Origin of the sequence: Candidatus Clostridium helianthi (assembly GCF_045310795.1) — a bacterium.
GTDB classification, from domain to species: domain Bacteria; phylum Bacillota; class Clostridia; order Clostridiales; family Clostridiaceae; genus Clostridium; species Clostridium helianthi.
Genome location: NZ_JBJIAB010000001.1, coordinates 25,354 through 40,599, shown reverse-complemented (window position 1 = coordinate 40,599; position 15,246 = coordinate 25,354). Strand labels below are relative to the sequence as shown.

The 15,246-nt window shown below is 30.0% G+C and carries 14 protein-coding genes and 1 riboswitch; of the genes, 12 read left to right on the top strand and 2 right to left on the bottom strand.

Annotated elements, in window-relative coordinates:
* Positions 1–210: 210 nt before the first annotated feature.
* From rimO to ACJDTP_RS00125, 6 genes are all read left to right on the top strand, one after another.
* A complete protein-coding gene (rimO, locus tag ACJDTP_RS00150) occupies positions 211–1,530 on the top strand; it encodes a 30S ribosomal protein S12 methylthiotransferase RimO (protein WP_171983623.1) in 1,320 nt (439 codons plus the stop codon).
* Positions 1,514–2,104 carry a CDP-diacylglycerol--glycerol-3-phosphate 3-phosphatidyltransferase gene (gene pgsA / locus ACJDTP_RS00145; protein ID WP_077839301.1) on the top strand — a complete coding sequence of 197 codons (591 nt, stop codon included), beginning with the start codon at positions 1,514–1,516 and terminating at the stop codon, positions 2,102–2,104. Before rimO ends, pgsA begins: the two co-directional genes overlap by 17 nt.
* A gap of 171 nt (positions 2,105–2,275) precedes the next feature.
* Positions 2,276–3,361 (top strand): recombinase RecA, encoded by a 1,086-nt coding sequence (recA, locus tag ACJDTP_RS00140; protein ID WP_406760181.1) that lies wholly within the window; start codon positions 2,276–2,278, stop codon positions 3,359–3,361.
* Positions 3,362–3,654: 293 nt separating this feature from the next.
* Positions 3,655–5,196: a ribonuclease Y gene (gene rny / locus ACJDTP_RS00135; RefSeq protein WP_103698992.1), complete on the top strand. Its 1,542-nt coding sequence runs from the start codon at positions 3,655–3,657 to the stop codon at positions 5,194–5,196.
* A 219-nt stretch (positions 5,197–5,415) separates the two neighbouring features.
* Positions 5,416–5,676, top strand: a complete 261-nt coding sequence (locus ACJDTP_RS00130) for a stage V sporulation protein S (protein WP_009169189.1) — start codon at positions 5,416–5,418, stop codon at positions 5,674–5,676.
* Between the two features lie 122 nt (positions 5,677–5,798).
* The gene (locus ACJDTP_RS00125; protein ID WP_011968555.1) at positions 5,799–6,059 is read left to right on the top strand and encodes an HPr family phosphocarrier protein; all 261 of its coding nucleotides are present in this window, start codon (positions 5,799–5,801) and stop codon (positions 6,057–6,059) included.
* A 127-nt stretch (positions 6,060–6,186) separates the two neighbouring features.
* Here the strand turns inward: ACJDTP_RS00125 and ACJDTP_RS00120 are convergent, their stop codons facing one another.
* Positions 6,187–6,405, bottom strand: coding sequence for a DUF378 domain-containing protein (locus ACJDTP_RS00120; protein WP_077844541.1), 219 nt, complete (start codon positions 6,403–6,405; stop codon positions 6,187–6,189).
* Positions 6,406–6,606: 201 nt separating this feature from the next.
* On the opposite strand from ACJDTP_RS00120, the gene purB reads away from it, so the two are divergent.
* Positions 6,607–8,037 carry an adenylosuccinate lyase gene (gene purB / locus ACJDTP_RS00115; RefSeq protein ID WP_406760180.1) on the top strand — a complete coding sequence of 477 codons (1,431 nt, stop codon included), beginning with the start codon at positions 6,607–6,609 and terminating at the stop codon, positions 8,035–8,037.
* A 323-nt stretch (positions 8,038–8,360) separates the two neighbouring features.
* Here the strand turns inward: purB and ACJDTP_RS00110 are convergent, their stop codons facing one another.
* Entirely contained in the window at positions 8,361–9,356 is a 996-nt protein-coding gene (locus tag ACJDTP_RS00110; RefSeq protein WP_173707277.1) for an amidase domain-containing protein, read from the bottom strand.
* Between the two features lie 460 nt (positions 9,357–9,816).
* Between ACJDTP_RS00110 and ACJDTP_RS00105 the strand changes: the two genes are divergently transcribed.
* The 5 genes from ACJDTP_RS00105 to ribH all read left to right on the top strand — a co-directional run bounded on the left by ACJDTP_RS00105 (position 9,817) and on the right by ribH (position 15,213).
* Positions 9,817–11,067, top strand: coding sequence for a DUF6398 domain-containing protein (locus ACJDTP_RS00105; protein WP_406760179.1), 1,251 nt, complete (start codon positions 9,817–9,819; stop codon positions 11,065–11,067).
* Between the two features lie 53 nt (positions 11,068–11,120).
* A riboswitch (FMN riboswitch) is annotated at positions 11,121–11,236 on the top strand.
* Between the two features lie 330 nt (positions 11,237–11,566).
* On the top strand, positions 11,567–12,652 hold the full coding sequence (gene ribD, locus ACJDTP_RS00100) for a bifunctional diaminohydroxyphosphoribosylaminopyrimidine deaminase/5-amino-6-(5-phosphoribosylamino)uracil reductase RibD (RefSeq protein ID WP_406760178.1): 1,086 nt from the start codon (positions 11,567–11,569) through the stop codon (positions 12,650–12,652).
* 25 nt (positions 12,653–12,677) lie between these two features.
* The gene (locus ACJDTP_RS00095) at positions 12,678–13,328 is read left to right on the top strand and encodes a riboflavin synthase (protein WP_406760177.1); all 651 of its coding nucleotides are present in this window, start codon (positions 12,678–12,680) and stop codon (positions 13,326–13,328) included.
* 64 nt (positions 13,329–13,392) lie between these two features.
* Positions 13,393–14,586: a bifunctional 3,4-dihydroxy-2-butanone-4-phosphate synthase/GTP cyclohydrolase II gene (locus tag ACJDTP_RS00090; RefSeq protein WP_406760176.1), complete on the top strand. Its 1,194-nt coding sequence runs from the start codon at positions 13,393–13,395 to the stop codon at positions 14,584–14,586.
* Between the two features lie 162 nt (positions 14,587–14,748).
* Positions 14,749–15,213: a 6,7-dimethyl-8-ribityllumazine synthase gene (gene ribH / locus ACJDTP_RS00085; RefSeq protein ID WP_011968563.1), complete on the top strand. Its 465-nt coding sequence runs from the start codon at positions 14,749–14,751 to the stop codon at positions 15,211–15,213.
* The last annotated feature ends 33 nt before the right edge of the window (positions 15,214–15,246 follow it).

Here is a 15,246-nt window from a genome sequence, read left to right as displayed (position 1 = left end):
TAACTCTTTTGAGAGGAAATAATAAGTGATTTTTATGAGATATGGGAGTAGTATATGTATAATAGCAACTTGTAAAATGTAGTTCTAATTTGTTATAATTAAGACTATTAGAACGTAGGAGGATATAAGAAGTTGAGCGAAATTAAAATAGAAATAGCGAAGAATAAAGAACAATATAATGAAGAGGCTTCAAGCAAGTATAAAGTTGGAATGGTAAGCTTAGGATGTGATAAAAATAGAGTTGACTCAGAGATAATCTTAGGTAAGATGAGTGATGAGTATGAGATAACTAATAATCCCAAAAACGCGGATATAATTATAGTAAATACATGCGGATTTATAGAGAGTGCCAAACAAGAATCTATTGACACAATTTTAGAGATGGCTAATTATAAAATTAATTATAAATGCAAACTGCTTATAGCTACAGGCTGTCTTACTCAAAGATACGGAGAAGAATTGAGAACATTAATACCTGAAATAGATATAATGCTTGGAGTTAATGATTATAATAAAATAAATGAAATTATAACTGAATTTATAGAAGGTAATAAATTAGCAACAGAACTTTTAAATTATTCTGATGAGAATATTAATGAAGGAAAGAGAATTATTACAACTCAAAGAGAAAGTGCATATATAAGAATAGCAGAAGGATGCAATAATTTTTGCACATATTGTATAATTCCTAAGATAAGGGGAAAATTTAGAAGTAGGAAGATGGAAAATATTATAAATGAAGCAAGAGATTTGAGTGAGAGTGGAGTAAAGGAAATCATACTTATAGCTCAAGATACTACTTTATATGGAAGCGACATTTATGGGAAAAAGAATCTTCATGTTCTTCTTAGTGAATTATCCAAAATTGAAGGAATTAAATGGATAAGAGTACTTTATTGTTATCCAGAAGAGATATATGATGAACTTATAAACGAAATTGCTAGTAATGAAAAAGTTGTAAAGTATTTAGATATACCTATTCAACATATAAGCGATAAGATTTTAAAACTTATGGGAAGAAAAACGAGTAAAAAAGATATAATTAATAAAATACAAATTTTAAGGGAAAGAGTTCCTGAAATTGTTATAAGAACAACATTTATAGTAGGATTTCCAAACGAAACTGAGGAAGATTTTAATGAAATTATTGATTTCTTAAAGGAATATAAGCTTGAGAAAGTAGGTGCATTTACTTATTCTCAGGAAGAAGATACTCCAGCAGCTAAGATGGATGGGCAAATAGAAGAAGAAATTAAGGAAAAAAGAGAAGAAGATTTAATGCTTTTACAAAAGAATATTTCAGAAGAAATAAATAAATTGAAAATTGGAAAGTTATATGATATTCTTGTTGAGGGATATAATGGAAAGTGCTATTATGGAAGAAGCTATGAAATGGCTCCTGATATAGATGCAAATGTATTATTTGAATCAAATGCAAAAATAGAAAATGGTCAATTTGTAAAGGTAAAAATAGTAGAGAATATGGATTATGATTTAGTGGGAGTTGTTGTTGATGAATCTTGCAAATAAGTTAACCTTAATTAGAATATTTTTGGTTCCTGTATTTTTAGTATTTATAGCTGTTAAGGGTATACCTTATGGCAGTTTTATAGGTACATTTATATTTATCTTAGCATCATTAACTGATAAATTAGATGGATATATTGCGAGAAGCAGAAATCAAATAACTAATTTTGGAAAGTTTATGGATCCTTTAGCAGATAAGTTATTGGTCACAGCTGCGTTAATTTCTTTAGTAGAATTACACGTAGTGCCATCATGGGCTGCAGTTGTTATAATTGCTCGTGAGTTTGCTGTTTCAGGTCTAAGATCAATAGCAGCAGCGCAAGGAAGAGTTATAGCTGCAAGTTGGTGGGGAAAAGTAAAAACTGTTATACAAATAATAGCAATAATTTTATTATTATTAAAAATCAATATACATGACGCAAGACTTTTGAAAATCTTTGTTATAGAGAACCATTATTTAAAACTATTTTTTGCAATAGCCCCAAATCTAATGCTTATGATTGCAGTTATAGTAACACTAATTTCAGGTTACGATTACTTTAAGAAGAATAAGGAAGCTGTTTCTTACGATAAATAAAATATATAAGATCCATGTTTAGAAATATAAAAAAATGGATATGAATTAAAAAGGTTCCTTCTTTGCTAGCAAAGAAGGGGCTTTTCTTAGAATTAATTATTGACTATGGTTTGTAATTAATTTATAATAAATATAGAACATAAGTTCGATGGAAGGGAGTTAATTAGTATTATGGGAATTATAAATGCAGAAAAGTTAAAAGCAATTGAAAGTGCTATGAGTCATATAGAAAAACAATTTGGTAAAGGATCAGTAATGAAATTGGGTGACCACAATATTTCAAATATGGATGCTATATCAACAGGATGTTTAGATTTAGATATAGCTCTTGGAATTGGAGGAGTACCTAAGGGTAGAATTATTGAAATTTATGGACCAGAAAGTTCAGGAAAAACTACAGTTGCGCTTCATATAGCAGCAGAATCACAAAAGAAAGGTGGAGCAGTAGGATACATAGATGCAGAACATGCATTAGATCCTAGTTATGCCCAAAAACTTGGTGTTGATGTAGATAGTTTAATAATTTCACAACCTGATACAGGAGAACAAGGACTTGAAATAGCTGAAGCACTAGTTCGTTCTGGAGCTATTGACGTTTTAGTAGTAGACTCTGTTGCAGCTTTAGTACCTAAAGCTGAAATTGAAGGAGAAATGGGAGATTCACATATTGGTCTTCAAGCAAGACTTATGTCACAGGCTTTAAGAAAACTTGCAGGAACAATAAATAAGACTAATTGTGTTGCTATATTTATTAACCAACTAAGAGAAAAAGTTGGGGTTATGTTTGGTTCACCAGAAACAACAACTGGAGGTAGAGCATTAAAATTCTATGCATCAGTAAGACTTGATATTAGAAGAATAGATTCTATAAAACAAGGGGATTCTATAATAGGTAACAGAACAAGAGTAAAAGTAATGAAAAATAAAGTTGCCCCACCATTTAAACAAGCAGAATTTGATATTATGTATAATGAAGGTATTTCAAGATATGGTAATATAGTAGATGTTGGAGTAAAAGAAGAAATAGTTCAAAAGAGTGGAGCTTGGTTTTCTTATGGAGACGTAAGATTAGGTCAAGGAAGAGAAAATGCTAAATTATATCTAAAAGAAAATCCTGAAGTAGCTTTAGATATAGAAAATCAAATTAGAGAAAAGTATAATCTTGCACCAGCAGAACTATTTAAAGGAGCTGCACCAGAAGTAGCTAACGAAGATATAAAAGATAAAGATGATGTTGCTGTAGATACAAAAGAATAAAGAAGATGTAATAAATAGAAAGTTTAAATGTAAATTTACTTCATAATATTTATTAATAAATATATAGCTGCATATATATGATAACTCATATATATGCAGCTATATTAAGTATTTAACAGCATAATGCAGTATGTAACAGTTATATGCGCAAACTTGACATAATTTTGTTTTTAATATAGAATAAAAAGGAATACTGGTTTATCATATTCCAAATGCAGTGAGAAGAATATGACACCTACTATACTTTCTTGTTAATAATATAATGAGAAAATGATAAATTAGGAGGTGTTTATGTGGTAACAGCAGTAATGATATTAATAGATGTAATAGTTTTATTAATATTAGGAATAGTGGTTTATAAAACGATTCAAAACATATCAAAAGCAAAGATTGAATCGCTTGAAAAAGAAGCAGAAGAAATTCTAGTAAGAGCCAAAAAGGATGCAGAAGCAACTAAAAAAGAAGCAATCCTTGAGGCAAAAGAAGAACTTCATAAATTAAGAAATGATTTTGATAAGGAATCTCGTGAGAGAAGAAATGAGATTCAAAGGCTTGAAAGAAGAGTAATTCAAAGAGAAGAAGCACTTGATAAAAAGAGTGAACTTCTTGAAAAGAAGGACGAAACAATCAATCAAAGAATGCTTGAGGTAGATCAAGTAGAAGCAAGAGTACAGAAGCTTTATGAAGAAAGAAGAGCAGAACTTGAAAGAATATCGGCTCTATCTAGTGAAGAAGCACGTGAGATTCTTCTAGATGAAATAAGGAAAGAAATTACACACGATGCAGCTTTAATGATAAAAGATATTGAAAGTAAGGCAAAAGAAGAGGCAGACAAGAGGGCAAGGGAAGTAATTACAACTGCGATCCAAAGATGTGCTGCCGATCATGTGTCTGAATCAACTGTACACGTTGTTGCACTACCGAATGATGAGATGAAAGGTAGAATAATAGGTAGAGAAGGAAGAAACATTAGAACCTTGGAAACATTAACAGGAGTTGATTTAATTATAGATGATACTCCAGAAGCAGTCATTCTTTCTAGCTTTGATCCAATTAGGAGAGAAGTTGCGAGAATGGCACTAGAAAAGTTAATAGTGGATGGCAGAATACATCCAGCAAGAATCGAAGAGATGGTTGAAAGAGCAACTAAGGACGTGGAAAGTAGTATAAAAGAAGAAGGAGAGCAAGCAGCTCTGGAAACTAGTGTACATGGACTACATCCTGAAATTATAAAACTTCTTGGTAGATTGAAGTATAGAACAAGTTATGGGCAAAATGTGTTAAAGCATTCCATAGAAGTTTCATACTTAGCTGGCTTAATGGCTTCAGAGCTAGGTTTAGATGTTACTTTAGCTAAAAGAGCAGGATTGCTACACGATATTGGTAAAGCTGTGGATCAAGAACAAGAAGGGCCTCATGCTCTAATTGGTGGAGATCTAGCTAAAAAGTATCACGAATCGCCATTAGTAATAAATGCAATAGCAGCGCATCATTCAGATGTAGAAATGCAATCTTTAGAAGCAGTACTAGTTCAAGCGGCAGATGCAATATCAGCGGCTAGACCAGGCGCTAGAAGAGAGACATTGGAAGCATACATTAAGAGATTGGAAAAGTTAGAGGAAATTGCAAATTCACATGAAGGTGTAGAAAAGTCATATGCCATTCAAGCTGGTAGAGAGATTAGAATTATGGTTAAACCAGATAAAGTAGATGATGCTGGAACAATTGAATTGGCACGTAATTTAGTTAAAAGTGTCGAGGAAGAACTTGAATATCCAGGACAAATTAAAATTAATGTCATAAGAGAAACTAGAGCAGTAGATTTTGCTAAGTAAAAAAGTGAAGTATATTTTGTTAAGTGATGAAATATACTTCATTTTATTATAGATTAAGTGTAATTAATTCATTTAAACTATAATTGAGTATTTAAAAACAAAATACCTAGAAAGAAAAATATTTTTTAATTTAGTAATTCTAAAAGGAATTTTAGGAATTATATAGAATATATTTAATGTAAACGATTTGTGTATTAAATTCTAGGAGGAATAACAAAAATGGAAGTATTAAAAGTATCAACAAAGTCAAATCCTAATTCTGTAGCAGGTGCACTAGCAGCTATAATAAAGGAAAAAAATATTGCAGAAATTCAAGCTGTTGGTGCAGGTGCTATAAATCAAGCTGTTAAAGCTATTGCAATAGCAAGGGGATTTGTTGCACCAAGTGGAAAAGATATAGTATGTGTACCGGCTTTCACAGATATACAAATAGATGGAGAAGAAAGAACGGCCATAAAATTAATAGTACAACCTAGATAATTAAAATTATTTCTAAATTATTATATGAGCAATCATTTTTAAGTTGAAATTATCAATAAAAACGATTATACTATAATAGTTAAATGCTATATTTATTAATTTTTTGTAAAGAGGTGTATATAATGATAGCAAAAGAGGTTACAGTAAAAAATTCATCTGGTCTTCATGCTAGACCAGCAACATTATTAGTTAAGAAGGCTTCTTCATTTAAATCAGACGTTAGTATAGAATATAACGGAAAGAAAGCAAATGTAAAAAGCTTAATCGGAGTATTATCTTTAGCAGTAACTAAAGATGCTACTATCAAGGTTGTTGCTTCAGGAGATGACGAAGCTTTAGCAGTTGAAGAAATCGTTAAATTAGTTCAAACTTTAGAAGACTAATATACCAAAAAGGGTTCCATATTATTAATATGGAACCTTTTTTGGTGCATTAGTAGTATAAGTATTAAATAATTTATATAAGTATAAATTTTGATATCGATTACTCATGCAGATCTTTAATTAAAGGCTAATTCTCATCCATTATTAAATTGCATCTAAATAGCAATGAAAACAAATCTAAGGCACCTAAAAATACTGCAATATAGATAAACCTCTCTATTATTGGAATATTCATAGAAATTAATTTTGCTATATTTAGGTTAAACAAACCTATTGTTCCCCAATTTAATGAACCTATAAGAACTAATAAAAAGGAAAGTTTATCTAAGATACCTATCTTACACATATTTCTTCACTCCAATCTTTAATATGATCCTTAGTATATATATATGATTCTTAGAGACAATAATAACAAAAATGTAAAATAAATTTAAATACAAAAGAGTACAAATAATTCTAAAATTAAATAGGCAAAAATGAAAAAAATATGATATAATACGAATGTTAAAAGAAAAAGCATAAAATATATTCGTGTGGAGGTTTTTAGATGAGAAATTTATATAGCACACCTTTAAATTCAAGATACGCATCAAAGGAAATGAGTTTTATTTTTTCTGATGATATGAAGTTTACAACTTGGAGAAAATTATGGGTAGCTTTAGCAGAAGGAGAAAGAGAACTCGGATTAAATATAACTGAGGAACAAATAAAAGAGTTAAAAGAACATATCAATGATATAAATTATGATGAGGCTGCTAAAAAAGAAAAAGAAGTTAGACATGATGTTATGAGTCATGTATATGCATATGGTCTTCAATGTCCAAGCGCAAAGGGAATTATCCATTTAGGAGCTACATCTTGTTATGTTGGAGATAATACAGATATTATAATAATGAGAGATGCTTTAAATCTAATTAAAAATAAAATAGTTACAGTTCTAAATCATTTGAAAAATTTTGCACTAGAATATAAAGACATGCCAACATTAGGTTTTACACATTTCCAACCAGCTCAATTAACTACAGTAGGAAAAAGAGCTACATTATGGATGCAAGATTTAGTAATGGATGTTGAAAATATCGACTTTTTATTATCAACATTAAAGCTTAGAGGTGTTAAGGGTACTACAGGCACTCAAGCTAGTTTTATGGAACTTTTTGATGGGGATGAAAATAAAGTTAAATCTTTAGATAAAATTGTTGCAGAAAAAATGGGATTTGAAAAAAGTTATGGAGTAACAGGTCAAACATACCCAAGAAAACTTGACTCTATCGTATTAAATACATTATCAGAAATTGCTCAAAGTGCTTACAAATTTAGTAATGATTTAAGATTACTTCAAAATATGAAAGAAATGGAAGAGCCATTTGAAAAAAACCAAATAGGATCATCAGCTATGGCTTATAAGAGAAATCCTATGAGAAGTGAAAGAATAAGTGCATTAGCTAGATATGTAATAGTAGATGCATTAAATCCAGCAATTACAGCAGGAACTCAGTGGTTTGAAAGAACACTAGATGATTCGGCTAACAAGAGACTATCTGTAGCTGAAGGATTTTTGGCATTAGATGGAGTTTTAAATTTATACATAAATATTGCTGAAAACATGGTAGTATATGATAAAGTTATAGCATCTCACGTGCAAAGAGAATTACCATTTATGGCTACTGAAAATATAATGATGGAAGCTGTAAAAAGAGGTAAGGATAGACAAGAATTACACGAACAGATTAGAATACATTCTATGGCTGCTGCTCAAAGAGTAAAAGGAGAAGGGTTAGATAATGACCTAATCGATAGAATAATAAATGATGATTCATTTGGTCTATCTAAGGAAGAAATTTTAGCAATTATAGATCCAACTAAGTTTGTTGGAAGAGCACCAAGTCAAGTTGTTGAGTTTATAGATGAATATGTAGATCCTATTATTAAGAATAATGAAGATGCATTAAAAATCAAGAGTGATATAACTGTATAACAATATAAACGTTAAAATTAAGCATATACATAAATCAAAGAAATGAGATACATATTTATGAATATGTATTTGAAAGCTAACTGTTATAAGTGAAAGTTCAAATTTATAATTTGAGTTCATGAACTTAGTTAACTTATTAAAGATTGATTTAATTACAAGTAAGGTTGTTCAGGATTAGCTTGCTAAATCAGAGTTGAAGCAAGCTAGTCCTTGATGCAACCTATTTTTTTATGTGCTTTCAGAGCTATGCTTTGGTAGTATTCAGGTAAACATGCATCTGATTTAGATTAATGTAATCTAGAGTTTGAGATAGATATTGTATATCAATCGAATTTCAAGGCTCTAAGTGTTGGATACCTGTTAGGATAAATTTGGCTAAGGGGATAATTCAGTTTGTCATAACTATGACAGCAATAAAGACAGTCACCATTTTGAAGTCTATAAGTAATAAAGCCGTTATGAAAATACCGTCCTATAGATGGAGTGTAAAATTGAATTAAACAGCCTCTATCTAATGATTTATCGTTTGGAAGCTTAGTGGCTCCTAATTTTGGCGTTATTAAGTATTGATATAGCTCTTCAACTCGAATCCAGGCATGAGTGTATGGCTTCCAAGCTGCATTTTGACTAAAACCCCCAGCATGAATTATTTGAGACATAAAATTAGTACAATCCCCTCCGATTCCAGAAAATGATTTATATTCAGGATTATAATTTAATGCAAATCTTTCAGCATAATTGCAGGCATCTGTGACATTAAATTTGGAAGATCTTTTTTCATCGTGGTTATTAGTAGAAAGACAGCTAGAAGCTATAAACATTTCAAATAATGAATCAATTGATGAAAGTTTATCCTTATATGCATTTATGTTGCGGTTTTCATTGAAGTTAAGGCTATTTACTAGGCTTGATAAATCAGTGTTTAGGATATGTTCATATAAAAGTGGATTTTCTTCATTCTCTGCTATAAATTGTATTTTGCATTTGTCTTGCAAATACTCTAAAATGAGTATATATTCATTTATTGAAACTGAATTTATATTTTGAGGATAATTTTTTATAATAAAAGAAGTCTTCAGAATTAATTTAACTTTAATGAAACTTGGGATTTGTTCTAATATATTATACGCATAATCAAATTTATAGTCTTTAAATGAAGAATTTAATTTTTTTGCCCATTCAAAGTTGAATAATTTTTTTAGGTAAATTTCTTTTAATATGGTATCATCTAAATTATACTTATGTTTAGAAATTAAATTAAGATTATTATAAGGCATTGATAGTAAAAAGGATAAATTATATAAACTGTCTGTTAGCATATAGTTTCCTTATTTAAAATTGTTATCATTAAATATGTTTATGAGGGAAATTATAGAAATGTGTTAATAAATTAATTTTTTATAAAGTTATTTGTTTGTACTACCTGATTGATAGTTTAATATGGGCTTTAGGCATAATCAAAAAATAAAATGTTCATTTATTTTATATGCCTTAATGAATTAAAGTTTTAAGAAAAATATATATTAAGATTTGTAATACCCTAGATTATAGATTAAAACAACAAAAATATTCATAAAAATTTAAAAGTAGATACAAATATATTTAATATGTTATAATGTAATATGGACGAAAAAAGTGATGAACTTATAATATTTTTATAGAGAATATTGTAAATCTAAAATGAAAATTATAAATTTGGTGACTATACTTGCAAATTATAATTGTTGTAGGATAAAGTCAAATTTGTTAAAGATTTTTATAAAGGAGCTATAAGAAGAAATGCAAGAATTATCTAACGGAATAGCTAGCAAGTATGAAGAAATAATTGAAAAAATAAAGAGTTTTTCAGATGAATATCTAAATGAAGATTATAAGAATATTTGTGTTCTAGCAACAGAAACTTTATTTTTAAATTATGAAGAACAATTTAAAAAGGGGAAGAGCTTTTCATGGGGAGCAGGAATAGTGCATGCTATAGGAACTGTAAATAACTTATTTGATTCAAAAGAAAAGCCATATATTAAAGTTGCTGACTTATATAAGGAGTTTGGTGTTAGTAGTAGTACAGGCTCTAGTAAATCAAAAGAAGTAAAAAGCTTATTAGATATATCAAAAGATAATAATAAATGGATAATAGGCGAAAATAAGGATGCAGAAGCTTCAGAAGGTACTATGCTAAAAGCTAAAGAAGAAGTTGCATTAACAATGAATGATGAAATAGAAGAGGATAAAGCTGTTAAGGATGAAACAAAAGTTCCTTTTAAATTTGTTGTCCATAAAGATTATATAATGGCTCAAAGAATTATTGAGTATGCATGGAGACAAAAGAATTATAAAAATAAGGCGAAATATGCAAAAGAAGCTTTAGAAGTATATGAAGATTGTGCGGATGCATATATAATATTATCAAAAGATTCTAGTTTAAATAATAACCAGAAGACAGAACTTCTAGAAAAAGCAGTTACAGCAGCAAAGAATTTATTAAGAATAGATGATTTGAAAAATGCACCAGCAGAGCTTCTTAGATTAAAGATAGCGAGGCAACTTTTCGGAGCTAAGTATAGTTTGGCGATTCATTTATGGGAAATTGGTGAAAAAGAAGCTGCAATAGAGAATGCTTTAGAAATCCTAGAGTATGATGAGAAAGATGAATTAGTGGTTAGAAGTTTAGTAGTTAATTGGCTTTTAATTGAGAAAAGATATGAACAACTAAAAAGCCTGCTAGAAAAATATGAAAAAGATAATTTGGCAGCTATACATTATAGTAGAGTAGCGTTATTATATAACACCAATGAAATTAGAGCGGCAGAAAGTGCTTTAAGAAGAGCCTATAAGAGAAATCCGCATGTGATACCATACATATTAAAACAAAAAAGAGTTTCAAACTCTTTGCCAAACCTAATTAGATTTGGAAGCGAAGAAGAAGCTATGAAATATGCTAGCTTAGGGTTAGATGTTTGGAATGATCCTAAGATGCTTCAATGGATTAAAGAAAAGAAGAAAGAATTTGATATAATAAATTTTGGATAGTTACTTTACAATGATAAAGTTTCATGATATTATAATTATTGTAAATTGAATAAAGAAATCTTCGGGGTTGGGTGAAATTCCCTATCGGCGGTACAGCCCGCGAGCTTTAAAAAGCAGATTCGGTTAGATTCCGAAGCCGACAGTAAAGTCTGGATGAAAGAAGAGAGCAATGTTATAAATTATATTTAAAATTAAAGTTTTAAATGTTATTTGTTCGTATTTAAGTACCCTGAATTAAGTAAAATTCAGGGTTTTTTATTGCAATATATTTTTAAGTTTGAAATTATATAAGATTGATAGAACTGGCTTAAAATATATGCTGTAATATATAGGATAAATTTTAAAATTTTACTTGTATATATAAATAATCATTACAATTTTTGAAACTCCGAGGATTTGAATCCCGGAGTTTCTTTATTATTCATTAAATTATAATTCAACTAAGTGTTTATAAGATTATATTATAGGAAATAGTATAAAAAATTGGAGATGATTAGTTTTGGATGAGAAGTACATGGAGATAGCTTTAGAATTAGCTAAAAGAGGAATAGGAAGAGTAAATCCTAACCCACTAGTTGGAGCCGTTATAGTTAAAGAAAATGAAATAATAGGAGAAGGTTATCATGAGTGCTATGGAGAAGCTCATGCAGAAAGAAATGCAGTGAAAAATGCAACAAAACCTGTGGAGGGGAGCACAATTTACGTCACCTTAGAACCTTGTGCGCATTATGGAAAGACACCGCCATGCGTAGATCTAATAATTGAAAAGAAGTTTAAAAGAGTAGTAATAGGAATGTTAGATCCAAATGAGTTAGTTTCAGGAAAAAGTGTGGAAAAGTTAAAAGAGCATGGGATTGAAGTTGTAGTAGGTATTAAAGAAAAAGAATGTAAAGAATTGAATGAGATTTTTATAAAGTATATAACATCAAAGATTCCATTTGTTATTTTGAAAAGTGGAATGTCCATTGATGGGAAGATAGCAACTTATAGTGGAGAATCAAAATGGATTACATCTAAAGAATCTAGAGAAGATTCTCAACACTTAAGAAATAGGTTTCATTCGATTATGGTAGGTGTAAATACAGTAATTGAAGATGATCCTGAGCTAACATGCAGAATCAACCATGAGAAGAAGCTAATAAGGATTATTGTAGATAGTAATCTTAGAATTCCATTAGATTCTAAAGTTCTTATAAATAATGATAAAGCTGCAATAGTAGCAACGACTTTGAAATCAGATGAAGAAAAGAAAAAGAAATTAAGATCTATGGGCATTAAAGTTATAGAAGTGGAAGATAAAGATAATAGAGTTAATCTGAAAGAGCTGGTTAAGAGGATTGGAGAAGAAGGAATAGATTCAATACTTATAGAAGGTGGAGGAACTTTAAATTTTTCTGCATTGGAAGAGAGAATTGTAGATAAAGTAAGATTTTATATAGCACCTAAGATAATAGGCGGACAAAACAGCAGAAGTAGTATAGCAGGAAAAGGGTTCTTTAAATTAGATGACGCAGTTAGATTAAAGGACATTAATTATAGAACAATTGGAGAGGACTTAGTACTAGAAGGTTATGTTGCTAAATAAGAGGTGAAAGAATAAGGAGGAGAAGATGTTTACTGGAATTATTGAAGAAGTTGGCGTGTTAGAGAAATTTAGCACAGGTAATGGCTTTGGAGTTATGGAAATCAAGTGTAGTGAAGTTTTAAAGGAAACTAGAGTCGGAGATAGTATAGCTACCAATGGAGTTTGTTTAACAGTAAAAGAAAAATATTCAGATTCCTTTAAAGCAGAAGTGATGGGAGAAACTTTAGATAAAAGTAACTTAGGAAATTTAAAGGCTGGAGATAAAGTAAACCTTGAAAGGGCATTGAGATTAAGCGATAGGCTTGGTGGTCATATCGTAAGTGGACATATAGATGGTGTTGGGAAAATAGTTTCCATAAAAGAAGAAAGTAATGGAACTTGGTTTACCATATCTGCACCTGAGGAGGTACTAAGATACATTATATATAAAGGATCAATTGGAATAGATGGAATAAGCTTAACTGTTGCTTATGTTGATGATGAAGTATTTAAGGTTTCTGTCATACCTCATACTATAGATAATACTATACTTTCATATAAAAAAGTCAATTCAAAGGTTAATTTGGAGTGCGATTTAATTGGAAAATATGTAGAAAAGTTATTTGGCGGAAAAGAAAAAGAAGAAAATGAAAATAGCAATATTACAATGGAATTCCTAAGAAAAAATGGGTTTTAATAATCTAAATTATCAGAATGAATTTTAAGTATATATAAAATATAAATTTAAGGAGCTGAGCATTATGTTTAATAGTATAGAAGAGGCATTAAAGGATATTAAAGAAGGGAAAATGATAATAATTGTAGATGATGAGGGAAGAGAAAATGAAGGGGATTTAGTAATTCCAGCAGAATTGGCTAATGGAGAGAATATCAATTTTATGATTAAGTATGCGAGAGGACTTGTTTGTGCACCAGTAGAAGAAGAAATTGCAGTGAAACTTGGATTAAATCCAATGGTTGAAAAAAATACTGACAACCATGAAACTGCTTTTACAGTATCCATAGATCATAAGGATACGACAACAGGCATATCAGCATTTGAAAGAGCTTATACAATAAATAAACTTGTAACTGCAAGTGAAGGCGATGACTTTAGACGACCAGGGCATGTATTTCCTTTGATAGCTAAGAATGGCGGAGTCTTTGAGAGAATTGGTCATACAGAGGCAGCAGTAGATTTGGCAAAACTTGCAGGATTTAAAGGTGCGGCAGCTATATGTGAAATAGTAAAAGATGATGGAACAATGGCAAGACGTGATGATTTGATAAAGTTTGCTAAGGAGCATAGCTTAAAGATAGTTACTATAGCTGATCTAGTTAAATACAGAAAAGAAGAACATTTAAGTGTCGTTATGGAAACGGAAGCTAATCTTCCAACTAAGTATGGGAATTTTAAAGTACTCGCATTTAAAGAAAAAGATTCCTCAAAATGTCATTTGGCTTTAGTCAAAGGAGATATTAAAAATAATGATGAACCAATACTTGTTAGAGTTCATTCTGAATGTTTAACCGGAGATGCTCTAGGATCTAGAAAATGCGATTGTGGAGAACAATATGAAGCTTCGATGAGAATGATAGCAAAAGAGGACTCGGGAATACTTTTGTATATGAGACAGGAAGGAAGAGGAATAGGACTTTTAAATAAGTTGAAGGCATATACGCTTCAAGACCAAGGATTGGATACAGTAGATGCAAATTTAGCTCTAGGATTCAGAGAAGACATGAGAGATTACAAAACAAGTGCTGATATGCTTAAGATTTTAGGTATAAAGAATGTTAGATTAATTACCAATAACCCAGATAAAATAGAAGGATTAGAAAAAAATGATATAAAAGTTGTAGAAAGAGTTTCAATACAAATGCCTTTGAATGAAAATGATGAGTTTTATTTAAAGACTAAAAAAGAAAGAATGAATCATTTGCTAAATATTTGATAACTAAATTCTAATAACATGTTACTACATTTGGAGTAACATTAGCGGGGATAAGTTGGATGTAATATTTGTGGTTATAAATTCAATTAGTATTTAGTCTACATTCAAATCTAATTGAAGTTGATAAAAAATAAATAATATAAAATATTGGAGGAAAAAACAATGAATATATTTGAAGGAAATTTAGTTTCAGAAGGATTAAAATTTGGGATAGTAGTAGGAAGATTTAATGAATTTATTGGAGGAAAACTTTTAGAAGGTGCAATAGACGGATTAAAGAGACATGGAGTAAAAGAAGAAGATATCGATATTGCATGGGTGCCAGGTGCTTTTGAAATACCACTGATTGCTAAAAAAATGGCTAAGAGCCCTAAATACGATGGAGTAATATGTTTAGGAGCAGTAATAAAAGGATCTACATCACATTATGATTATGTTTGCTCAGAAGTATCAAAGGGAATCGCGAGTGTTTCTCTTGAAAGTGGAAAGCCAGTAATTTTTGGTGTTCTTACAACAAATACTATAGAACAAGCAATTGAAAGAGCAGGAACTAAAGCTGGTAATAAAGGATATGAAAGTGCAGTTTCAGCTATCGAAATGGCGAACCTACTTAATACAATAGGATAAACCAACTATAATCTATACTTATGCGTATAGCTC

Coding starts and splice junctions, on each gene's coding strand:
- rimO (WP_171983623.1), top strand. CDS start 211: ATGGTAAGCTTAGGATGTGATAAAAATAGAGTTGACTCAGAGATAATC.
- pgsA (WP_077839301.1), top strand. CDS start 1,514: ATGAATCTTGCAAATAAGTTAACCTTAATTAGAATATTTTTGGTTCCT.
- recA (WP_406760181.1), top strand. CDS start 2,276: ATGGGAATTATAAATGCAGAAAAGTTAAAAGCAATTGAAAGTGCTATG.
- ACJDTP_RS00130 (WP_009169189.1), top strand. CDS start 5,416: ATGGAAGTATTAAAAGTATCAACAAAGTCAAATCCTAATTCTGTAGCA.
- ACJDTP_RS00125 (WP_011968555.1), top strand. CDS start 5,799: ATGATAGCAAAAGAGGTTACAGTAAAAAATTCATCTGGTCTTCATGCT.
- ACJDTP_RS00120 (WP_077844541.1), bottom strand. CDS start 6,405: ATGTGTAAGATAGGTATCTTAGATAAACTTTCCTTTTTATTAGTTCTT.
- purB (WP_406760180.1), top strand. CDS start 6,607: ATGAGAAATTTATATAGCACACCTTTAAATTCAAGATACGCATCAAAG.
- ACJDTP_RS00110 (WP_173707277.1), bottom strand. CDS start 9,356: ATGCTAACAGACAGTTTATATAATTTATCCTTTTTACTATCAATGCCT.
- ACJDTP_RS00105 (WP_406760179.1), top strand. CDS start 9,817: ATGCAAGAATTATCTAACGGAATAGCTAGCAAGTATGAAGAAATAATT.
- ACJDTP_RS00095 (WP_406760177.1), top strand. CDS start 12,678: ATGTTTACTGGAATTATTGAAGAAGTTGGCGTGTTAGAGAAATTTAGC.
- ACJDTP_RS00090 (WP_406760176.1), top strand. CDS start 13,393: ATGTTTAATAGTATAGAAGAGGCATTAAAGGATATTAAAGAAGGGAAA.
- ribH (WP_011968563.1), top strand. CDS start 14,749: ATGAATATATTTGAAGGAAATTTAGTTTCAGAAGGATTAAAATTTGGG.